At 65.0% G+C, this 18217-nt stretch carries 15 protein-coding genes; 10 read left to right on the top strand and 5 right to left on the bottom strand.

The window, feature by feature from the left end; all coding sequences use genetic code 11:
- Positions 1–3 precede the first annotated feature (3 nt).
- Genes BME24068_RS23700 through BME24068_RS23690 form a run of 3 tightly spaced genes read left to right on the top strand, consistent with a single transcriptional unit; the run spans position 4 to position 3312 of the window.
- Positions 4–1140 carry a glycosyltransferase family 4 protein gene (locus BME24068_RS23700; RefSeq protein ID WP_174927593.1) on the top strand — a complete coding sequence of 379 codons (1137 nt, stop codon included), beginning with the start codon at positions 4–6 and terminating at the stop codon, positions 1138–1140.
- Between the two features lie 15 nt (positions 1141–1155).
- Positions 1156–2178, top strand: coding sequence for a UDP-glucose 4-epimerase GalE (gene galE / locus BME24068_RS23695; protein ID WP_096503439.1), 1023 nt, complete (start codon positions 1156–1158; stop codon positions 2176–2178).
- A 27-nt stretch (positions 2179–2205) separates the two neighbouring features.
- Positions 2206–3312, top strand: coding sequence for an MraY family glycosyltransferase (locus BME24068_RS23690; RefSeq protein ID WP_096503437.1), 1107 nt, complete (start codon positions 2206–2208; stop codon positions 3310–3312).
- 76 nt (positions 3313–3388) lie between these two features.
- Here BME24068_RS23690 and BME24068_RS23685 read toward each other — a convergent pair whose 3' ends face one another.
- From BME24068_RS23685 to BME24068_RS23675, 3 genes are read right to left on the bottom strand one after another with little or no spacing between them, the layout of a single operon-like run.
- Positions 3389–5272 (bottom strand): polysaccharide biosynthesis protein, encoded by a 1884-nt coding sequence (locus BME24068_RS23685; protein WP_174927592.1) that lies wholly within the window; start codon positions 5270–5272, stop codon positions 3389–3391.
- Between the two features lie 12 nt (positions 5273–5284).
- On the bottom strand, positions 5285–6301 hold the full coding sequence (locus BME24068_RS23680; RefSeq protein WP_239007657.1) for an MraY family glycosyltransferase: 1017 nt from the start codon (positions 6299–6301) through the stop codon (positions 5285–5287).
- 5 nt (positions 6302–6306) lie between these two features.
- A complete protein-coding gene (locus BME24068_RS23675; RefSeq protein WP_174927590.1) occupies positions 6307–7272 on the bottom strand; it encodes a UDP-glucose 4-epimerase family protein in 966 nt (321 codons plus the stop codon).
- 386 nt (positions 7273–7658) lie between these two features.
- Here BME24068_RS23675 and BME24068_RS23670 point away from each other — a divergent pair, with 386 nt between their 5' ends.
- From BME24068_RS23670 to BME24068_RS23640, 7 genes are all read left to right on the top strand, one after another.
- Positions 7659–9650 carry a hypothetical protein gene (locus BME24068_RS23670; protein WP_174927589.1) on the top strand — a complete coding sequence of 664 codons (1992 nt, stop codon included), beginning with the start codon at positions 7659–7661 and terminating at the stop codon, positions 9648–9650.
- 71 nt (positions 9651–9721) lie between these two features.
- The gene (locus BME24068_RS23665; protein ID WP_096503427.1) at positions 9722–11146 is read left to right on the top strand and encodes a UbiA family prenyltransferase; all 1425 of its coding nucleotides are present in this window, start codon (positions 9722–9724) and stop codon (positions 11144–11146) included.
- A gap of 3 nt (positions 11147–11149) precedes the next feature.
- Positions 11150–12466: an FAD-binding oxidoreductase gene (locus BME24068_RS23660; protein ID WP_174927588.1), complete on the top strand. Its 1317-nt coding sequence runs from the start codon at positions 11150–11152 to the stop codon at positions 12464–12466.
- Positions 12463–13215, top strand: a complete 753-nt coding sequence (locus BME24068_RS23655) for an SDR family oxidoreductase (RefSeq protein WP_174927587.1) — start codon at positions 12463–12465, stop codon at positions 13213–13215. The genes BME24068_RS23660 and BME24068_RS23655 overlap by 4 nt, the downstream gene beginning before the upstream one ends.
- Positions 13216–13258: 43 nt before the next feature.
- Complete coding sequence (locus BME24068_RS23650; protein WP_174927586.1) at positions 13259–14197, top strand: NAD-dependent epimerase/dehydratase family protein; 939 nt, start codon at positions 13259–13261, stop codon at positions 14195–14197.
- 4 nt (positions 14198–14201) lie between these two features.
- Entirely contained in the window at positions 14202–15485 is a 1284-nt protein-coding gene (locus BME24068_RS23645; RefSeq protein WP_174927585.1) for an NAD(P)/FAD-dependent oxidoreductase, read from the top strand.
- Positions 15482–15916, top strand: a complete 435-nt coding sequence (locus tag BME24068_RS23640) for a GtrA family protein (protein ID WP_096503419.1) — start codon at positions 15482–15484, stop codon at positions 15914–15916. Before BME24068_RS23645 ends, BME24068_RS23640 begins: the two co-directional genes overlap by 4 nt.
- A gap of 29 nt (positions 15917–15945) precedes the next feature.
- Here the strand turns inward: BME24068_RS23640 and BME24068_RS23635 are convergent, their stop codons facing one another.
- Both BME24068_RS23635 and BME24068_RS23630 read right to left on the bottom strand, forming a co-directional pair.
- A complete protein-coding gene (locus tag BME24068_RS23635) occupies positions 15946–17151 on the bottom strand; it encodes a glycosyltransferase (protein WP_174927584.1) in 1206 nt (401 codons plus the stop codon).
- Positions 17148–18212 carry a glycosyltransferase family 4 protein gene (locus tag BME24068_RS23630; RefSeq protein WP_244110673.1) on the bottom strand — a complete coding sequence of 355 codons (1065 nt, stop codon included), beginning with the start codon at positions 18210–18212 and terminating at the stop codon, positions 17148–17150. Before BME24068_RS23630 ends, BME24068_RS23635 begins: the two co-directional genes overlap by 4 nt.
- Positions 18213–18217 lie beyond the last annotated feature (5 nt).

Here is an 18217-nt window from a genome sequence, read left to right as displayed (position 1 = left end):
TTCATGTCCGCTACCTCCCCGCTGCGCATCGCGCTCGTGTGCAACACGGCCTGGGCGATCTACACCTACCGCCAAGGGCTGATCCGGGCGCTCGTCGCGCGCGGCGCCGAGGTCATCGTGATCGCACCGCACGACCGCACCGTGCCGCTGCTCGAGCAGATGGGCTGCCGCTACGTCGCGCTCGCGGTCGCATCGAAAGGCACGAGCCCGCGCGAGGACCTCGGCACGCTGGCCGCGCTGGTGCGCCATTACCGCGCGCTCGCGCCCGATCTCGTGTTCCATTACACGATCAAGCCGAACATCTACGGGTCGGTCGCGGCGTGGCTCGCGCGCGTGCCGTCGATCGCGGTCACGACGGGGCTCGGCTATGTCTTCATCCAGAAAAGCCGCGCGGCGAGCGTCGCGAAGCGCCTGTACCGGTTCGCGTTCCGCTTCCCGCGTGAAGTCTGGTTCCTGAACCGCGACGATCTCGCCACCTTCACCGACGAGAAGCTGCTCGCCCACCCCGAACGCGCGCGGCTCCTGCACGGCGAAGGCGTCGATCTCGAACAGTTCGCGCCGGTGCCGCTGCCGGCCGGCGACGCGCCGGTATTCGTGCTGATCGGCCGGCTGCTGTGGGACAAGGGCGTGCGCGAATACGTCGAAGCCGCGCGCGTCGTGCGCCGGCGCTACCCGAACGCGCGCTTCCAGCTGCTCGGGCCGCTCGGTGTCGACAACCCGAGCGCGATCGGCCGCGCGGATGTCGACGCATGGGTCGGCGAAGGCGTCGTCGACTATCTCGGCGAGGCGCACGACGTGCGCCCGCATATCGCGGCGGCCGACTGCGTCGTGCTGCCGTCGTACCGCGAGGGCGTGCCGCGCACGCTGATGGAGGCGTCCGCGATGGGCCGCCCGATCGTCGCGACCGACGTGCCGGGCTGCCGCGACGTCGTCGCCGACGGCGAAACGGGCTTCCTGTGCCGCGCGCGCGACAGCGCGAGCCTCGCGGAACAATTGATTCGCATGGTCGAGCTCGGCACGGCCGGGCGCGAAGCCATGGGTGCACGCGGCCGACAAAAAGTCGCGGCAGAATTCGACGAGCAGCATGTCGTCGAACGTTACCGACAGACCATCCATTCGTTGACGGGCATCACACTTTGAAGGAGCGCATCAGCAATGACCGCTAAAGGCACCATCCTCGTCACCGGCGGTGCGGGCTACATCGGCTCGCACACGGCCGTCGAGCTGCTCGACAACGGCTACGACGTCGTGATCGTCGACAACCTCGTCAACAGCAAGGCCGAGTCCGTGCGGCGCATCGAGCGGATCACGGGCAGGACGCCCGCGTTCCACCCGATCGACGTGTGCGACGAAGCCGCGCTCGCGAAGGTGTTCGACGCGCACCCGATCACCGGCACGATCCATTTCGCGGCGCTCAAGGCGGTCGGCGAATCGGTCGCGAAGCCGATCGAGTACTACCAGAACAACCTCGGCGGCCTGCTCGCCGTGCTCAAGGTCATGCGCGAGCGCAACGTCAGGCAGTTCGTGTTCAGCTCGTCGGCGACCGTGTACGGCGTGCCGGAGCGCTCGCCGATCGACGAATCGTTCCCGCTCTCCGCGACCAACCCGTACGGCCAGTCGAAGCTGATCGCCGAGCAGATCCTGCGCGATCTCGAGGTGTCCGACCCGTCGTGGCGGATCGCGACGCTGCGCTACTTCAACCCGGTCGGCGCGCATGCGAGCGGGCTGATCGGCGAGGATCCGGCCGGCATCCCGAACAATCTGATGCCGTACGTCGCGCAGGTCGCCGTCGGCAAGCTCGAGAAGCTGCGCGTGTTCGGCTCCGACTATCCGACGCCGGACGGCACCGGCGTGCGCGACTACATTCACGTCGTCGATCTCGCGAAGGGGCACATCGCCGCGCTCGACGCGCTCGCGACGCGCGATGCGAGCTTCGTCGTGAACCTCGGCACGGGCCAGGGCTACAGCGTGCTGGAAGTCGTGCGCGCGTTCGAAAAGGCGTCGGGCCGCGCGGTGCCGTACGAACTCGTCGCGCGCCGCCCGGGCGACATCGCCGAGTGCTACGCGAATCCGCAGGCCGCGGCCGACCTGATCGGCTGGCGTGCGACGCTCGGAATCGACGAGATGTGCGCCGACCACTGGAAATGGCAGGAGGGGAACCCCCGCGGTTTTGTATAATCCGCTGTCCATTTTTCGAGCGATCCCATGCTCAGCTTCGCGTCCGGCTTTATCGTCTCCCTGCTCGTCACGTTGTTCATCGTGCGTTATGCGCATCTGCACGAGAAATTCTCGATCGACAGCGACCTGGCCGGCGTGCAGAAATTCCATGTGCGGCCGGTGCCGCGCGTCGGCGGCATCGGGATCCTCACCGGGGTCGTCGCGTCGGCGCTGCTGCTGACGCAGCGCTACCCGACGATCGCCGGCAGCATCCTCGGCATCGTCGCGTGCGGGATGCCCGCGTTCCTGTCGGGGCTCGTCGAGGACCTCACCAAGAAGGTGTCGCCGCGCGCGCGGCTGCTCTGCACGATGGCCGCGGCCGCGCTCGCGTTCTGGCTGCTGAACATCGCGGTCACGCGCATCAGCGTGCCGCCGCTCGACTTCCTGCTCCGCTACGTGGCCATTTCGGCGTTCGTCACCGTGCTCGCGGTCGCGGCGCTGGCGAACGCGATCAACATCATCGACGGCTTCAACGGGCTCGCGTCGATGGTCAGTTTCATGATGTTCGCGTCGCTCGCGTACGTCGCGTTCGAGGTCGGCGACCCGGTCGTGATGTCCGCGTCGATCATCATGATGGGCGCGGTGCTCGGGTTCTTCCTGTGGAATTTCCCGGCCGGCTTGATCTTTCTCGGCGACGGCGGCGCGTATTTCATCGGCTTCATGCTTGCCGAGCTCGCGATCATGCTCGTGATGCGCAACCGCGAAGTATCCGCGTGGTACCCGGTGCTGCTGTTCATGTACCCGATCTTCGAGACCTGCTTCTCGATCTACCGGAAGAAATTCATTCGCGGAATGTCGCCCGGCATTCCGGACGGCGTGCATCTGCACATGCTGGTGTACAAGCGGCTGATGCGCTGGGCCGTCGGCACGAAGCACGCGCACGATCTCACGCGCCGCAACTCGCTGACGTCGCCGTACCTGTGGCTGCTGTGCCTGATCGCGGTGATTCCCGCGACGCTGTTCTGGCGGCACACGGTGCACCTGTTCGTGTTCGTCGTGCTGTTCGCGCTCACCTACGTATGGCTGTACATCAGCATCGTGCGGTTCCGGGTGCCGCGCTGGATGGTCGTGAGGAAGGAAAAGCGCAGCCACTGAGCGATGCCGGCCGGCGGTTCTCGCCAGACAAAAAAAACGCCCCGCGGGGCGTTTTTTTGTTTCGCACGACGGTGACTTACTCGTTCGATACCGCGCGCACCGCCGGCACGCTTTGCAGCACCGGCGCAACCGTCGTCTGGTATTCCGGCACCCAGCGCCGCAGATCGCGCCGCACCTCGTCGTCGCTCAGCACGCGGTTCTGCATCAGCCACGGCAGCAGTTCGTCGAGCAGGCCGCCCGGCACTTCGCGCGCGCGGGCGATGCGCAGCTTCGGATGCGGCGTGCGCGTCGTCGCCTCGTCGTCCGCGAGCAGTTCCTCGTAGAGTTTTTCGCCGGGACGCAGCCCCGTGAACTCGATGCGGATCTGCCCTTCCGAAAAACCGTACAGGCGGATCAGGTCGCGCGCGAGATCGACGATCTTGACCGGTTCGCCCATGTCGAGGATGAAGATCTCGCCGCCGCGGCCCATGCTCGAGGCCTGCAGCACGAGCTGCGATGCCTCCGGAATCGTCATGAAGAAGCGCGTGATCTCGGGGTGCGTGACCGTCACCGGGCCGCCCTTCGCGATCTGCTGCTGGAACTTCGGAATCACGCTGCCCGCGCTGCCGAGCACGTTGCCGAAACGCACCGTCTCGAACTGGGTGTGCCCGCTCGTCTGCTGCAATGCCTGACAGGCCATTTCGGCCAGCCGCTTGCTCGCGCCCATCACGTTGGTCGGATTGACGGCCTTGTCGGTCGAGATCAACACGAAATGGCGCACGTCGTGGCGGATCGCCGCGCGCGCGACGCGGTACGTGCCGAGCACGTTGTTGCGCAGCGCCTGCCACGCGTTGTGCTCTTCCATCAGCGGCACGTGCTTGTAGGCGGCCGCATGGAACACGATGTGCGGCGCATAGCGCGACATCACCTGGTCGAGCAGCAGCGAATCCTTCGCATCGCCGATGATCGGCAGCACCGGCTGGTCGGGGAAGCGCTCGCGCAGTTCCTCCGTGAGCCGGTACATCGCGTATTCGGAGAGATCGAACGCCACCAGTTGCGCCGGCTTGAAGCGGAGGATCTGCCGGCACAGCTCGGAACCGATCGAGCCGCCCGCCCCCGTCACCATCACCACGCGCCCGCGCAGCAGCGCCTCGACGTGCGGCGTGTCGATCGTCACCGCATCGCGGCCGAGCAAATCCTCGAGGTCGATGTTCCGCACCTGCGACAGGAAGCCCTGCCCCGGCATCAGCGCGGTCAGCGACGGCAGCACCATCGCCTTGATGCCGGCGCGCACGCACAGCGTCGCGACGCGCCGCTGCGTTTCGACGGACGCCGACGGAATCGCGATGATCGCGTACTCGACCTTCATCGCGTCGGTCCAGTGCTGCAGGTCGTTGAACGAGCCGAGCACCTTGTAGCCGTAGATTTCGCGGCCCTGCTTGGTGACGTCGTCGTCGAGCAGGCCCACAAGCCGCCATTCGCCCGAACGCGACAGCTCGCGCGCGAGGCTCGCGCCGGCCGTCCCCGCGCCGAGCACCAGTATCGGCTTGCCCTGCCCGACGAGTCCGCCGTACAGGTAGAACTCCTTGGTCGCACGATACAGCGCACGCGCGCCGCCCATCGCGAGAAACAGCATCAGCGGCGACACGAGCAGCACCGAGCGCGGAATGATCGGCGACGGCTGGAACATCACGGCGCCGATCATCACGATCACGCCGCCGCCGATCACAGCCTTCGAGATCCGCATCAGATCGGGCAGGCTCGCGAACACCCACAGGCCGCGATAGAGGCCGAACACGTGGAACATCAGCGCGTAGACCGGCAGCACCCAGAAGAGCGCGGTCGAACCGCCGCTCAGGAAGTCAGGCGGAATACTGCCGTTGAAACGGACGAGATAAGCGAACAACCAGGCGGCCACAACCGCCATCAGGTCGAACAGGAAAGCACTCAGCGACAGCCATGATGCTTTGGATCGCAACATCGGCGGGAAACCTCACGAGTTGTTTTTTGCGGCCGACTGAAACCGGCGCCAACGCATGTCGATCACCAATCCGACACATGCCAGGACGCCGTACCAAGCAACGAACGACAGCCACTGCTGCAGTTCAGGGCGGCCCTTTGCCCACACGGCGACGATTATGCCTGCGAGCATGATGAGGTACCAATAGAGAGCGGTACGACGGTGGCCAACCCCCGATCGAACCATCCTTTGATAATAATGCTCCCGGTGCGCTTGCCAGAACTTTTCTCCGCGTAACAGACGTCTCAAAAGTGTTACAGATGCGTCTGCGATAAAGGGCGAGAACACCAGCGCCGGAAACCAGATGGGCCACACGTCCGTGCGCCAGCCCCAGTAGCCGAGCGCACCGGCGAGAAAGCCGAGCGGAATCGAACCGGCGTCGCCGAGAAACAGCCGCGCCGGATGGAAATTCAGCAGAAGAAAGCCGAGCGCCGCGCCGGCGGCAGCCGCGCCGGCCACGACGAGGTCGGGCGACGGATTCGCGCCGCCCAGCGCCGCGACCGCATAGCCGCCGAAGCCGAACAGCGCCATCCCGCCCGCGAGACCGTCCGCGCCGTCCATGAAGTTGTACAGGTTCGTCAGCCAGACCATCACGAAGCCCACGCCGGCCAGCAGCCACCACGGCGCGGCGGCGGGATAGACGGCGACCAGCGCCACGACCGCGGCGAGGTGTGCGGAGAACCGCACGCGCGCCGGCAGCCCGCGCCGGTCGTCGATCTGGGACAGCGCGGCAAGCCCCGCTGCCGCGGCCGCGATCAGTCCCAGCCGCGGCGCAAGCGCCAGCAGCGCGACGACGCATACGGGCACGATGCCCCATCCGCCCACGCGCGGCGTCGGCAGCGTATGGAGCGAACGATCGTTTGGAATGTCGGTGGCCAGCCGCCATGCGAGACCGGTCGCAAGCAGCACGCGCAGGATGGCCGTCGATGCGACGGCCGCGGCCAGGGCCAGCGCGAGCGCGGCCGGCCACGTGGAGATCGGGAAAGACATGTTGGTTAGTTCTGGGTATCGCGCGAACGATACCATGCGGCGGTCGCTTCGAGACCCTGTCGGGTCGTATGGGGAGGTTGCCAGCCGAGCACGCGCCGGACGCGGCTCGTATCGAGTTGAAGGCTGCTGGTCAGGCGGTCGATGGCGGCGCGACGGCCGGTCACGCGACCGGCGAGCCGCAGCGCGGCGAGCGGCACCGGAAAGAGCCGCGCCGGCCGGCCGAGCGCGTCGCCGACCATGCGCAGAAGGCCGGCGACCGACGGCGCGTCGTCGTCGGCGACGTGGAAGCATTCGCGCGCCGCGCGCGGATCGATCACGCAGCGCAGCAACGCGTCCACGAGATTGTCGACGCCGACGACACTGCGGCGCGCGGTGATTGCACCGAGCGGCAGCGGCACGCCGCGCGATACTGCGTCCATCATTCTCAGGAAGTTCGCGCGGACCTCGGGGCCGTACACCAGCGGCGGCCGGACGATCACCGTCTCGAGGCCGGTGTCGTCGCCGAATTGCCGAAGCCGCACTTCGGCATCGCGCTTGGAACGGCCGTACGGATCTTCGGGGCGGGCCGGACTGTCCTCGCGCAGCGGCTGGCCGCCGTCGGTTTCGGCGATGGCCTTGATGCTGCTGACGAACACGATGCGACGCACGCCATGCCGGTGCGCGGCTGCGGCCACGCGCAGCGTGCCTTCGACGTTCATCGCGCGAAACGCGGCGTCCGGATCCGCAGCGGCGTCGTTCATCACATGCACGCGCGCGGCGAGATGCACGACGCAGTCGGCGTCACGGGCCGAGGCCGGCCACTGCGTTTCGATATCGGCGAATTCGGGGCCGGTGTACACCCATTCGTCGACGCCGGCCGGCGCGGTGCCGGCGCGGCGCACGAGGCCGGTCACCCGATGACCGTTCTCGACCAGGGTACGGCACAGGGCGCGGCCCACGAAGCCGCTCGCCCCCGTTACCACGACATGCATCGGCGATGTTTCCAGGCAAAGCGGTTGAGGAAGCAGCATGGGCGCGGCGCGCGACAGGACCGAAGCGCATCTTTTCCATGCTTGAATCAGGCTGGGATGCCCAACAGATCGGCAGTATACCGGCTGCCCTCGCCACCTTCTTGCGCTCAACGCGAAAAGCTCGCCGGGACGGCTGCTCGGGCGGACAAATCGATCACGTCAGCACACCCCGTGCGTCGGACCACCCCCTTTCAAATTCCATTCAGACTACTATCCATACGCGCGCAAGTGGTTGAAAAATCGTGTTTTTTACTGCATGATAGCGACCGTTTCACTATATGACAGCCGACCCGGCATCGCCGGGCGTTAGGACGCGTTGCACAATAAAGCTGCCCATGGGATCCATATTGAACGCACACGAAAATCAGCAAATCAAGAATCCATCCATAAAAATCAGCCCTCTTCTTGACTTATTGATTTTTTTTGCCGTTGCGCTCACGTTGCTGTTGATCAATTGGCACTTGATCAACGTTCACAATCTCGAAGCAACAGATTTCGCAGCAAATAGCCTTCTGATCCAGAAAGCAAAGCATCTCGATCTATTTGTCGGGAATTATTCCCGAGTCGGGTTCTATCATCCCGGGCCGGCAATTCTGTACGTGCTGGCATTCGGCGAATTGCTCTTTCACGACTGGACGCGCCTGCTTCCGTCGGCGTTCTCCGGGCAAATGGTGGCGGTGATTCTGTATAACGCCGCATGGATCACCATCATTTTCCGCATGCTCAGAACCATCGCCGGCTCGACAAGTTACGCCGGCCTCATGATGGCCGTATTTCTATACGTGGTCGCTCGGGAGAATTTCCAGTTCTTTGCCGGAATGTGGTTTCCGGAGCTCTATTTCTTCCCGTTTGCGACCGCGCTGGTCGCTGCGTCCAGATTCGCATCGGGCAAAACCGACGCGCTGTTGCCGCTGGCACTGAGCGCGGGATTCCTGATCAACGGGCATGTGTCGTTCGTGTCCACGCTGGGAATCATTTTCACGTTACTGCTGCTCTATAACCACCTTCAGCGTGACAAGCTGGGACGCGACCAGTACATCTTTTCCCGTGAATACTGGAAAACGAACGGCCGAGCGGTTGCCCGAGCTATTTTCGTTTTGTTTCTCTTTTTCGTTCCGCTGATCATCGAAACCATCCGCCATTTTCCCGGGCCTGTGGCGAGCTATATTTCGTTCGGCAGGCACCATCATGCCAATACGTTCGGCAATATGCTACGGTATTCAGGCGGATATTGGGGAAGCACCACGGTATTCGTTGTAGCGGTACTCGCAATGGACGTGATTCTCGCCCGCACCATTTTCGGCAAGCGGCGCGCCGCTCCCGGCAACGGCGTTGCCTTGCTGGCCACGCTCGCTGCGGCGACGGCGGCCATGCTGTTTTACTCGAAGTTCGGCGTCGATGAACTGAATCAGAAATACATCGGCTATTTCTACTATTCGGTTCCCGCACTGACGGCGGGTCTGCTCGTCACATGGGTAACGCGCGCATGCCCGCCACGGCCGTTGAGGCTGGTGGCGACAATCGCGATACCGATCCTCCTCGCCGCTACCGTAGTCAAGATCAACAACACCCCGGATTACGCGAATTTCTATAACGAACCGGGCATCGCCCACCTGTACAACTCGCTCGAGCAGACGAAGCCGAACGGGCGAATCGTGCTCAATCTGGACACCAAGCCGAACCCCGCACATATATGGGAGACGACCCTGGGGCTCCTGATTTATGCAAAACGCTCCGGAACCGATCTGGTTTGCATCAACCAGAACTGGCACATTAGTTATACGAAAGACGCGCAATGTACGCCGAGCGAAATCGCCAACAACGCGGGTTATGAGGTTTCCAACTCGTCGGCGGGCGATCGCGCTCCCACGGATATCGACGGAGCGGGTCTGCTGCTCAGGAGATATCCTGACGATTACGCCGAACTCGGCTTCATTTCAGCCGAAAAGGAGCCGGGCCTGTTCGCATCCGTGCTCAATGGCGGCTGGTCATCCGTCGAATCGCAATTCGTCTGGATGCAAGCAAACGAAGCCCACCTGCTGTTGAAGGTACACAACGGATACTCGGGCACCCTGCAACTGGATCTCGGCGCATTCCTGCCGCGCCCGAATTCCGCCCAGCATCTGACGATCTATGTGAACAACGCCCCGGCTTACCACGCCACGTTCGACGCCAACACGCCGCGGCAGACGATTCGCATCCCGATCGAACGGGTGGATCAGGGCCGACTCGATATCCGCTTCGTCGATCCCGACATCGTGTCTCCCCGATCCCTCGGCCTGTCCGACGATCCGCGCACACTCGGCGTGTCGCTATACGGACTCGGCCTCGCCCGTTGACGCGAGTTCGAAGGTACTTGAAACCGTCTGCTCATGCTGTTTGATTCGACCCGCCACTGCAGCACCTAACTATGATCGGCAGACCGCTCGTTGTTGACCTCGATGGCACCCTGCTTCGTTCGGACATCCTGATCGAATCCGGGTTCTGTTACCTGAAGTCTTCGCCGCTTCGTTGCCACGCGCCGCTCGCGTGGCTGCTCCGCGGCGGAAAGCCCGTGCTCAAATCGCGGCTGGCCGCCGAGACCGATCTCGACGTCAGCGTGCTGCCGTTCGATCCGCAGATCGTCGAGTGGCTCAAGGACGAACGCGCGAACGGACGCACGATCGTGCTGGCCACCGCCAGCCACGAGAAGTACGCGCACGCAATCGCCGAGCATCTCGCGCTGTTCGACGAAGTCCTGGCGACCGACGACCAGGTCAACCTGTCCGCGCATCGGAAACGGGACCGGCTCGTCGCCCGCTTCGGCGAACATGGCTTCGACTATGCCGGCAACTCGCGCGACGATCTTCCGGTCTGGCAGGCAGCAGAGCGTGCGTACGTCGTCAACGCACCGGCCGCCGTCAAGCGCGCGGCGGAAAAAGCCGGCAACGTCGAGCGTGTGTTCGAATCCCGTCCGCCGGCGCTGAAAACGTGGGCCCGGTCGCTGCGCATGCATCAGTGGCTGAAAAACCTGCTGATCTTCGTGCCGCTGCTTGCCGGACACATGCTGGGCTCGCCCCACCTGATCGTCAATGCGGCGCTGGCGTTCGTCGCCTTCGGCCTCTGCGCGTCGAGCGTCTATCTGCTCAACGACCTGCTCGATCTCGAGGACGACCGGCACCATCCGACCAAATGCCGGCGCCCGCTCGCGTCCGGCGCGCTGCCGCTCGTGTGGGGGCTGGCCGCGTTTCCTGCGCTGCTCGTCGGCGCGTTCGCGCTCGCATACGTCGCGCTGCCGTGGCGCTTCTCGGCGGTGCTGCTCGGCTACTACGCGCTGACGCTGGCCTACTCGGCGGTACTCAAGCGCCTGGTGATGGTCGACGTCGTCGTGCTCGCGCTGCTCTATACGGTGCGGATCGTTGCGGGCACAACGGCCATCGCGACACATCTGACGTTCTGGCTGCTGGCCTTCTCGATGTTCATCTTCCTCAGCCTCGCGCTCGTCAAGCGCTACGCGGAACTGCTGTCGATGAAAAAGCGCGGGCTGACTCAGTCGCGCGGCCGCGGTTACGTCGCGAGCGATCTCGAACTGGTCTCGTCGCTGGGCAGCGCCTCGGGCTATCTGTCCGTGCTCGTGCTGGCGATGTACATCCAGGACCCGAAGACCGCACACCTCTACCGTCACCCGCAGCTGATCTGGCTCGCGTGTCCGCTGCTGCTCTACTGGATCAGCCGGACCTGGATCCTCGCGCACCGCGGCCACATGCATGACGACCCGATCATCTTCGCGGTCCGCGACCGGTTGAGCCTGGTCGTGATCGGCCTGTGCGGCCTGGTGTTCTGGGCGGCGATCTGAACCATGCGCACGGTGCTTTCATGGGGACGCTACCCCGCCCACCCGCAAACCCCGCACGACGTTGCGTGGCGCAACGACCTGCCCGGAACCTGGGCAGGTGTCGTCGGCGCGCATGAAACCACGCTCGCCTACGGCAACGGCAGAAGCTACGGCGACAGCTGCCTGGCCGCTTCCGGCCACGTGCTGCGAACCCGCTCGCTGGACCGGCTGATCGGCGCGAACTGGGAAACGGGCGTGCTGCGCGCGGAGCCCGGCATCACGCTCGAGCAGATTCTGGAAGCCGCGATACCGCGCGGCTGGATGCTGCCCGTCACGCCCGGGACCAAATACGCGACGCTGGGCGGGGCCATCGCGAACGACGTGCACGGCAAGAACCATCACGTGCGCGGCACGTTCGGCCGTCATGTGCGCCGCTTCATGCTGGCCCGCAGCGACGGCGCGATGCTCGAATGCGCGGCGGACACGAACGCGGCGCTCCATGCCGCGACGATCGGCGGCCTGGGCCTGACCGGATTGATCCAGTGGGCCGAGATCCAGTTGATGCCCATCCGGTCGAGCCGCATCGACGTGACCAGCATCCGCTTCGGTGATCTCGACGAGTTCTTCGCGCTGTCGGAAGCCTACGATCCCGTGCACGAATACAGCGTCGCCTGGGTGGATTGCCTCGGGCGGGGCGAGCAACTCGGGCGCGGCATCTTCATGATCGGCGACCATGCGAGCGAGGGGCCGCTGGAAGTCGACCGGCGCGGAAAACGCACGGTGCCGTTCACCTTTCCGGCGCCGATTTTCAACAAGGCGACCCTGCGCGCGTTCAACGGCCTGTATTATCACCGCCAGCAGACCCGAGAAGTCCGCTCCACCGTCAGCTACGACCAGTACTTCTATCCATTGGACGGCCTGCTCGAGTGGAACCGGATCTACGGGCGCCGCGGCTTCCAGCAATATCAATGCGTCGTGCCGCGCGCGGTGGCCCGCGATGCGACGCGAGACATGCTGCGCGCGATCGCCGACAGCGGAACCGGATCGTTTCTGGCCGTGTTGAAGCGTTGCGGAGACGTCCGGTCGCCCGGGCTGCTGTCGTTCCCGATGGAGGGCACGTCGCTCGCGCTCGATTTTCCACAGCGCGACGAACAGAACCGCCGGCTCTTTGCCGTCCTCGACACCATCGTCCGCGAGGCCGCGGGAAGAATCTATCCGGCGAAGGACGCCCATATGACGGGCCAGGACTTCCGGACGGCCTATCCGGACTGGGAACAGGTCGAAACCCTGCGCGATCCCGCGCTGCTTTCCCGTTTTTGGGATCGCGTCACCCGTACATGACCATGCAGAAAAAGATACTGATAGTAGGTGCGACCTCAGGCATTGCAATGGCCTGTGCACGCGTCTGGGCCGCTCAGGGCGCCCGGCTGTTCCTGGTCGCGCGCAACGCTGAGCGCCTGCAACAAGTGGCCGACGACCTGCTGGCCCGCGGCGCGACGCTGGCGGCCACGCACACGCTGGATATCAACGAGCTGGGGCAGCACACCGCGATGCTCGACGACTGCCGGCGCGCGTTCGACGGCGCGCCCGACATCGTGCTGGTCGCACCGGGCACGCTGCCCGACCAGGCGCTATGCCAGGCCGACCCTGCCGTTGCCGTGCGCGAATTCAACACCAATGCGACGTCGGTGATCGCATTGCTGACCACGATCGCGAACACGCTCGAGACGGCACGAAGCGGCGCGATCGCAGTGATCGGCTCGGTCGCCGGCGACCGCGGCCGCCCGTCCAACTATCTGTACGGCAGCGCGAAAGCCGCGCTCGCCACGTTCTGCGAAGGCCTGCGCGCACGGCTCTACAAGGCCGGCGTCCACCTCGTCACGATCAAGCCCGGCTTCGTGGCCACCGCGATGACGGCGGGGCTGCCGCTGCCCGGCCCGCTCGTCGCGTCGCCGGAGAAGGTCGCGAAGGACATCACCCGGGCCATCGAGAAGAAGAAGAACGTGCTGTATACGCCGTGCTTCTGGTCGCTGATCATGCTGATCATCCGCTCGGTGCCGCAGTTCGTCTTCAAGCGCCTGTCCCTGTAACGACCGCGACGCGCCCGCCCCTCTCATGCAGACACCCGAAATCATGAATCAAACCCGTATCGTCCTCCCTGGCGGCGCCGGCCTGGTCGGTCAGAACCTCGTCGCCCGCCTGAAGCAGCAGGGCTACTCGAACATCGTCGTGCTCGACAAGCACGAAGCGAACCTGAACGTGCTGCGCCAGGTGCATCCGGACGTCACCGCCGTGTTCGCCGATCTCGCCGAGCCGGGCGACTGGGACAAGCATTTCGAACACGCGGACACGGTCGTCATGCTGCAGGCCCAGATCGGCGCGCCGACCCGCGAGCCGTTCGTGCGCAACAACATCACGGCGACGAAGCACGTGCTCGAGGTGATCAAGCGCTACGCCATTCCCCATACGGTGCATATCAGCTCGTCGGTGGTCAATTCCGTGGGGGACGACTGGTACACGGAAACCAAGCGCGAGCAGGAAGAGATCGTGGCCGCATCGGGCATCAACTGCGTGATCCTGCGCCCGACGCTGATGTTCGGCTGGTTCGACCGCAAGCACCTCGGCTGGCTGTCGCGCTTCATGCACCGCGTGCCGGTGTTCCCGATCCCGGGCAGCGGCCGCTACATGCGCCAGCCGCTCTACGTCGGCGATTTCTGCAACGTGATCATCAGCTGCATCCGCTCCGGAAAGGCCGGACAGGCCTTCAACATCACGGGGCTCGAGCGCGTCGACTACATCGACCTGATTCGTCAGATCAAGCGCGCGACCCACGCACGCTGCGCGATCGTGAAGATCCCGTACGGCCTGTTCTACGTGCTGCTGAAGATCTACGCGCTGTTCGACAGCAACCCGCCGTTCACCGCGGATCAGTTGAAGGCGCTCACCGCTGGCGACGAGTTCGAGGTGATCGACTGGGAAGGCATCTTCGGCATCCAGGCCACGCCGCTCGCCAAGGCCATGACCGAAACCTTCAACGACCCGACCTACAGCCACATCGCACTAGAGTTCTAAAGCCATGAGCGCAGACCGTATTGCCGTCCTCGGTGCCGGCCCCATGGGGCTCGGCGTTGCCTACCAGCTCGTCAAGGACGGGCGCAAGCCCGTGATCTTCGAGGCAGACGACCGTGTCGGCGGCATGGCCGCATGCTTCGACTTCGGCGGGCTCTCGATCGAGCGCTACTACCACTTCCACGCGATTTCCGATCACGCGTTCCTGAAGGTGCTGCAGGAGCTCGGCCTCGAAGACAAGATGCACTGGCGCGAGACGAAGATGGGGTACTTCTACCAGGATCGCGTGCAGCCGTGGGGCAATCCGATCGCACTGCTGAAGTTCAAGGGGCTCGGCCTGACCGCGAAGATCCGCTACGGGCTGCACGCGTTTCTCTGCACGCGCCGCGACAACTGGAAGCCGCTCGACAAGCTCGAGGCGACCGGCTGGATTCGCCGCTGGGTGGGCGAGGAAGCGTGGGAAGTGCTGTGGCGCCGCCTGTTCGACTACAAGTTCTACGATCACGCGCGCAGCCTCTCCGCCGCGTGGATCTGGAGCCGCGTGCGACGGATCGGCCGGTCGCGCTACAACCTCTTCAAGGAAAAACTCGGCTACCTCGACGGCGGCTCGGATACGCTGCTCGAAGGCATGCGCCGCTACATCGAAGCGAACGGCGGCGAATTCCGGCTCGGCACGCCGGTCAGCAAGGTGCTGATCGAGAACGGCAAGGTCGCCGGCGTCGAGGCGGGCGGCGAGTCGCTCGCGTTCGACAAGGTCATCAGCACCATTCCGCTGCCGTACGTGCCGCGCGTGATGCCCGATCTCCCGACGGACATCCTGGAAAAATTCGCGAGCGTGAAGAACGTCGCGGTGGTGTGCGTGATCGCCAAGCTGCGCAAGCCGGTCACCGAGAACTTCTGGCTCAACACCAACGATCCGGACATGGACATTCCAGGGATCGTCGAATACACGAACCTGCGCCCGCTCGATGCGCACGTCGTGTACGTCCCGTTCTACGTGCCGGGTGAACATCCGGTCTACCAGCAGCCGGATACGGCCTTCATCGACAAGGTGAAGCGCTACCTGATGAAGATCAACCCCGCGATCACGCCCGACGATTTCATCGACGTGCGTGCAAGCCGCTACCGCTTCGCGCAACCGGTGTGCGAGCCTGGCTTCGCCGATCGCCTGCCGCCGATCCAGTTGCCCGTGCAGGGCCTGCTGGTCGCCGACACGTCGTATTACTACCCCGAAGACCGCGGCATCTCCGAGAGCATCGAGCTCGCGCGCGAAATGGCCAGAATGGTATGACCGACATTGCCCGAACCGCGAAGCGCGGCCTCGTTTCCCGGGAATTCCTGCTGTTCCTGCTGACGGGCGGCTTCGCCGCGGCCGTCAACTGGGGCAGCCGGATTCTCTACAACCTGTGGATGCCCTACTCGGCCGCGATCGTCGTCGCCTATGTGACCGGCATGATCACGGCGTTCATCCTGGCCAAGCTGTTCGTCTTCAAGAAAAGCACGCAGTCCACGGGGCGCTCGGCGTTCTTCTTCACGCTGGTGAACCTGGTCGCGGTGTTTCAGACGTGGCTCGTCAGCGTCGGTCTTGCGTACTACGTCTTTCCGCGACTCGGCCTGCACTGGCATGACCGGGACATCGCCCACCTGGTCGGCGTGATCGTCCCGGTTTTCTCCAGCTACATCGGCCACAAGAAGTTCAGCTTCCGGCATCACGAAAGCTGAGCCATCGCGACGGCATACCCGCCGCCCGGCTAACGCGCCGGGCCGGCGGCCAGCAGCGCGTCCACCCGCTCGACCAGCGCGCGGGTCATCTCGATCCAGCCATGTTCGCGCTCGACGAACTGCCGCGCGTGACCGGCCATCTCCACAGCCTCCGACGGATGCGCGACGAGCCACTCGATGCGCTCGACGAACGCCTCGGGCGTATCGGCGATCAGCAGGTCCTGCCCGCTTTTCGCACTCAGCCCTTCGTGCCCCAGCGACGTCGTGACGACCGGCAGCCCGAGCGCCATGTATTCGAGGATCTTGTTCTGCACGCCGGCGCCGATCCGCATCGGGCACACGCCGATCGCGCCGTCGGCCGCGGCCTGCGCGACCGATTCGACGCGGCCGGTCACCTCGACGCCGTCGTACGCGCGGAATTGCTCGGCCAGCGCGGGCGCGATGGAGCCGACGATCCGGAAGCGATAGTCGGCACGCCGGCGCAGCAACGGCAGCACCGCTTCGGCGAAGTAATGGCACATGTCCTGGTTCTGCACCGTGCGCATGTCGCCGATGAACACCAGCAAGCGGCTCGCCATGCTGCGCGCCGCATACGGCAGGCCGGAGAGATCCACGCCGTTCGAACACACCATCACCCGTTTGCCCGACTCGCCGGGAAACAGGTAATCGCGATCGGTCTTCGACACCAGTACCGACAGATCGAAGTCGTCGACGATCGTGCGCTCGTAGTCGAGCAGGCGCTTCGCCTCGATGCCGAACACGCGCGACTTCAGCCCGCGTGCTTTCCTGAGCTGCTTGACGCGGCTGTAGTTGAGCGAGATCGCGTCGGTCATTTCGAGCACGCGCGGTTTGTCCGACTTGCGCACGTACTCCGCGCAGCGCACCAGATGCACGAACGCGCCGTCATGCGACGGCAGCAGCCGGGACACGGCCGCCGCAAACGCGCTGCTGCGGTAGTACGCCACCTGCAGCGGCGTGCGCGTGGGCAGCGCGAGCAGCGTATTGACGTACGAACGCGTCCGGGACAGAAAGACCCGCTCGACGCGGTCGAACACGCCGTCGGCCGGCACTTCGGCATGCATGTCTTCCTGACTGTCGCACAGGCTCAGCAACGTCAGCGAGTAACGGCGCGACAGCATCCTGCAGAGATGATAGATCCGCAGCTTGTCGCCGCCGATCACCGGATACGGAAACCGCGGCGTCAGCACCAGCAGCTTCTTCTTGTTTTCGCTCATGACAGGCGCGCCCAGAAATCCTCGATCTTCGGACGGACGGCGGATTCGGAAAAGGTCCGCGCACGGTCCATCCCGTCGCCGAACGCCACCTCGAAGCGCGTGTCGTCGCACCATACCTGGCGGATCTGCTCCGCCATGTCTTCCACCGAATACGGATCGAACTGCAGGCCGCAGGTGCCGACGATCTCGGGGATCGACGTCGTGTTGCTGCACGCGACGGGCGTGCCGGACGCCATCGCTTCCAGCGGCGGAATCCCAAATCCTTCGAACAGCGAAGCAAACACGAACGCACGCGCTCGCCGGTACTGCTCGCGCAGTTCGTCGCGCGACACGTAGCCGAGCAGTTCGACGTGGCTCGCAATCCCGAGCGCATTCGCGCGCTCGAGAAAATGCGCGTGATGCTCGACCTTGATGCCGGCGATCCGGAGCCGCGCGTCGTCGTCCAGCGCCGGCCGCGCGACCGCGAAAGCCTGCAGCAGCCGGTCGACGTTCTTGCTCGGCACTTCGCCCGCCACCGTAAACAGGTACGGCTCGCGCTCCGCGCGGCTCAACGGCGGTGCGAACCAGTCGTCCGAAATCGCGCACGGAATGACCTGTACGTCCGCCTCGCGCAATCCGAGCGTCTCCACCAGCTCACGCTGCGTGAATCGCGAAATGGTCAGCAGGACGTCCGCCCGGCGCGCGAGCCGCGGCACCACGTGCCGGCGATAGACGCGTCCGGCAGTCTGGTACAGCGATCTCGCCGGCGGCAGCACGCTCCACGGCTTCATGTAGATCAGGTCGTGAACGACCGCGATCAGCCGCGTGTTGCCGATCGATCGCAGCGGCCCCGTGTTGTACGGGCACAGCAGATAGTCGAGCTTCTGTTCCCGGCAAAGGCGCGGCAGCTCGACCTGCTCCCACCACGGGAAGAAACCGCGGCCGCCGCTCACGCACGGCCATTCGTCGGCGCTCACGCCGTCCGGCGCGAGGCCCAGGACCGACGCGCCGACCGGCTCCACCAGTTGCCGGGCGAACCGCCCCATGCCGCGGTAGTTGCCCACCATCCAGGTGATATCCACCCCCA

This window comes from Burkholderia anthina (genome assembly GCF_902498995.1).
In the GTDB taxonomy this organism is placed as follows: Bacteria; Pseudomonadota; Gammaproteobacteria; order Burkholderiales; family Burkholderiaceae; genus Burkholderia; species Burkholderia anthina.
This window is presented reverse-complemented; position numbering and strand designations above follow the sequence as displayed.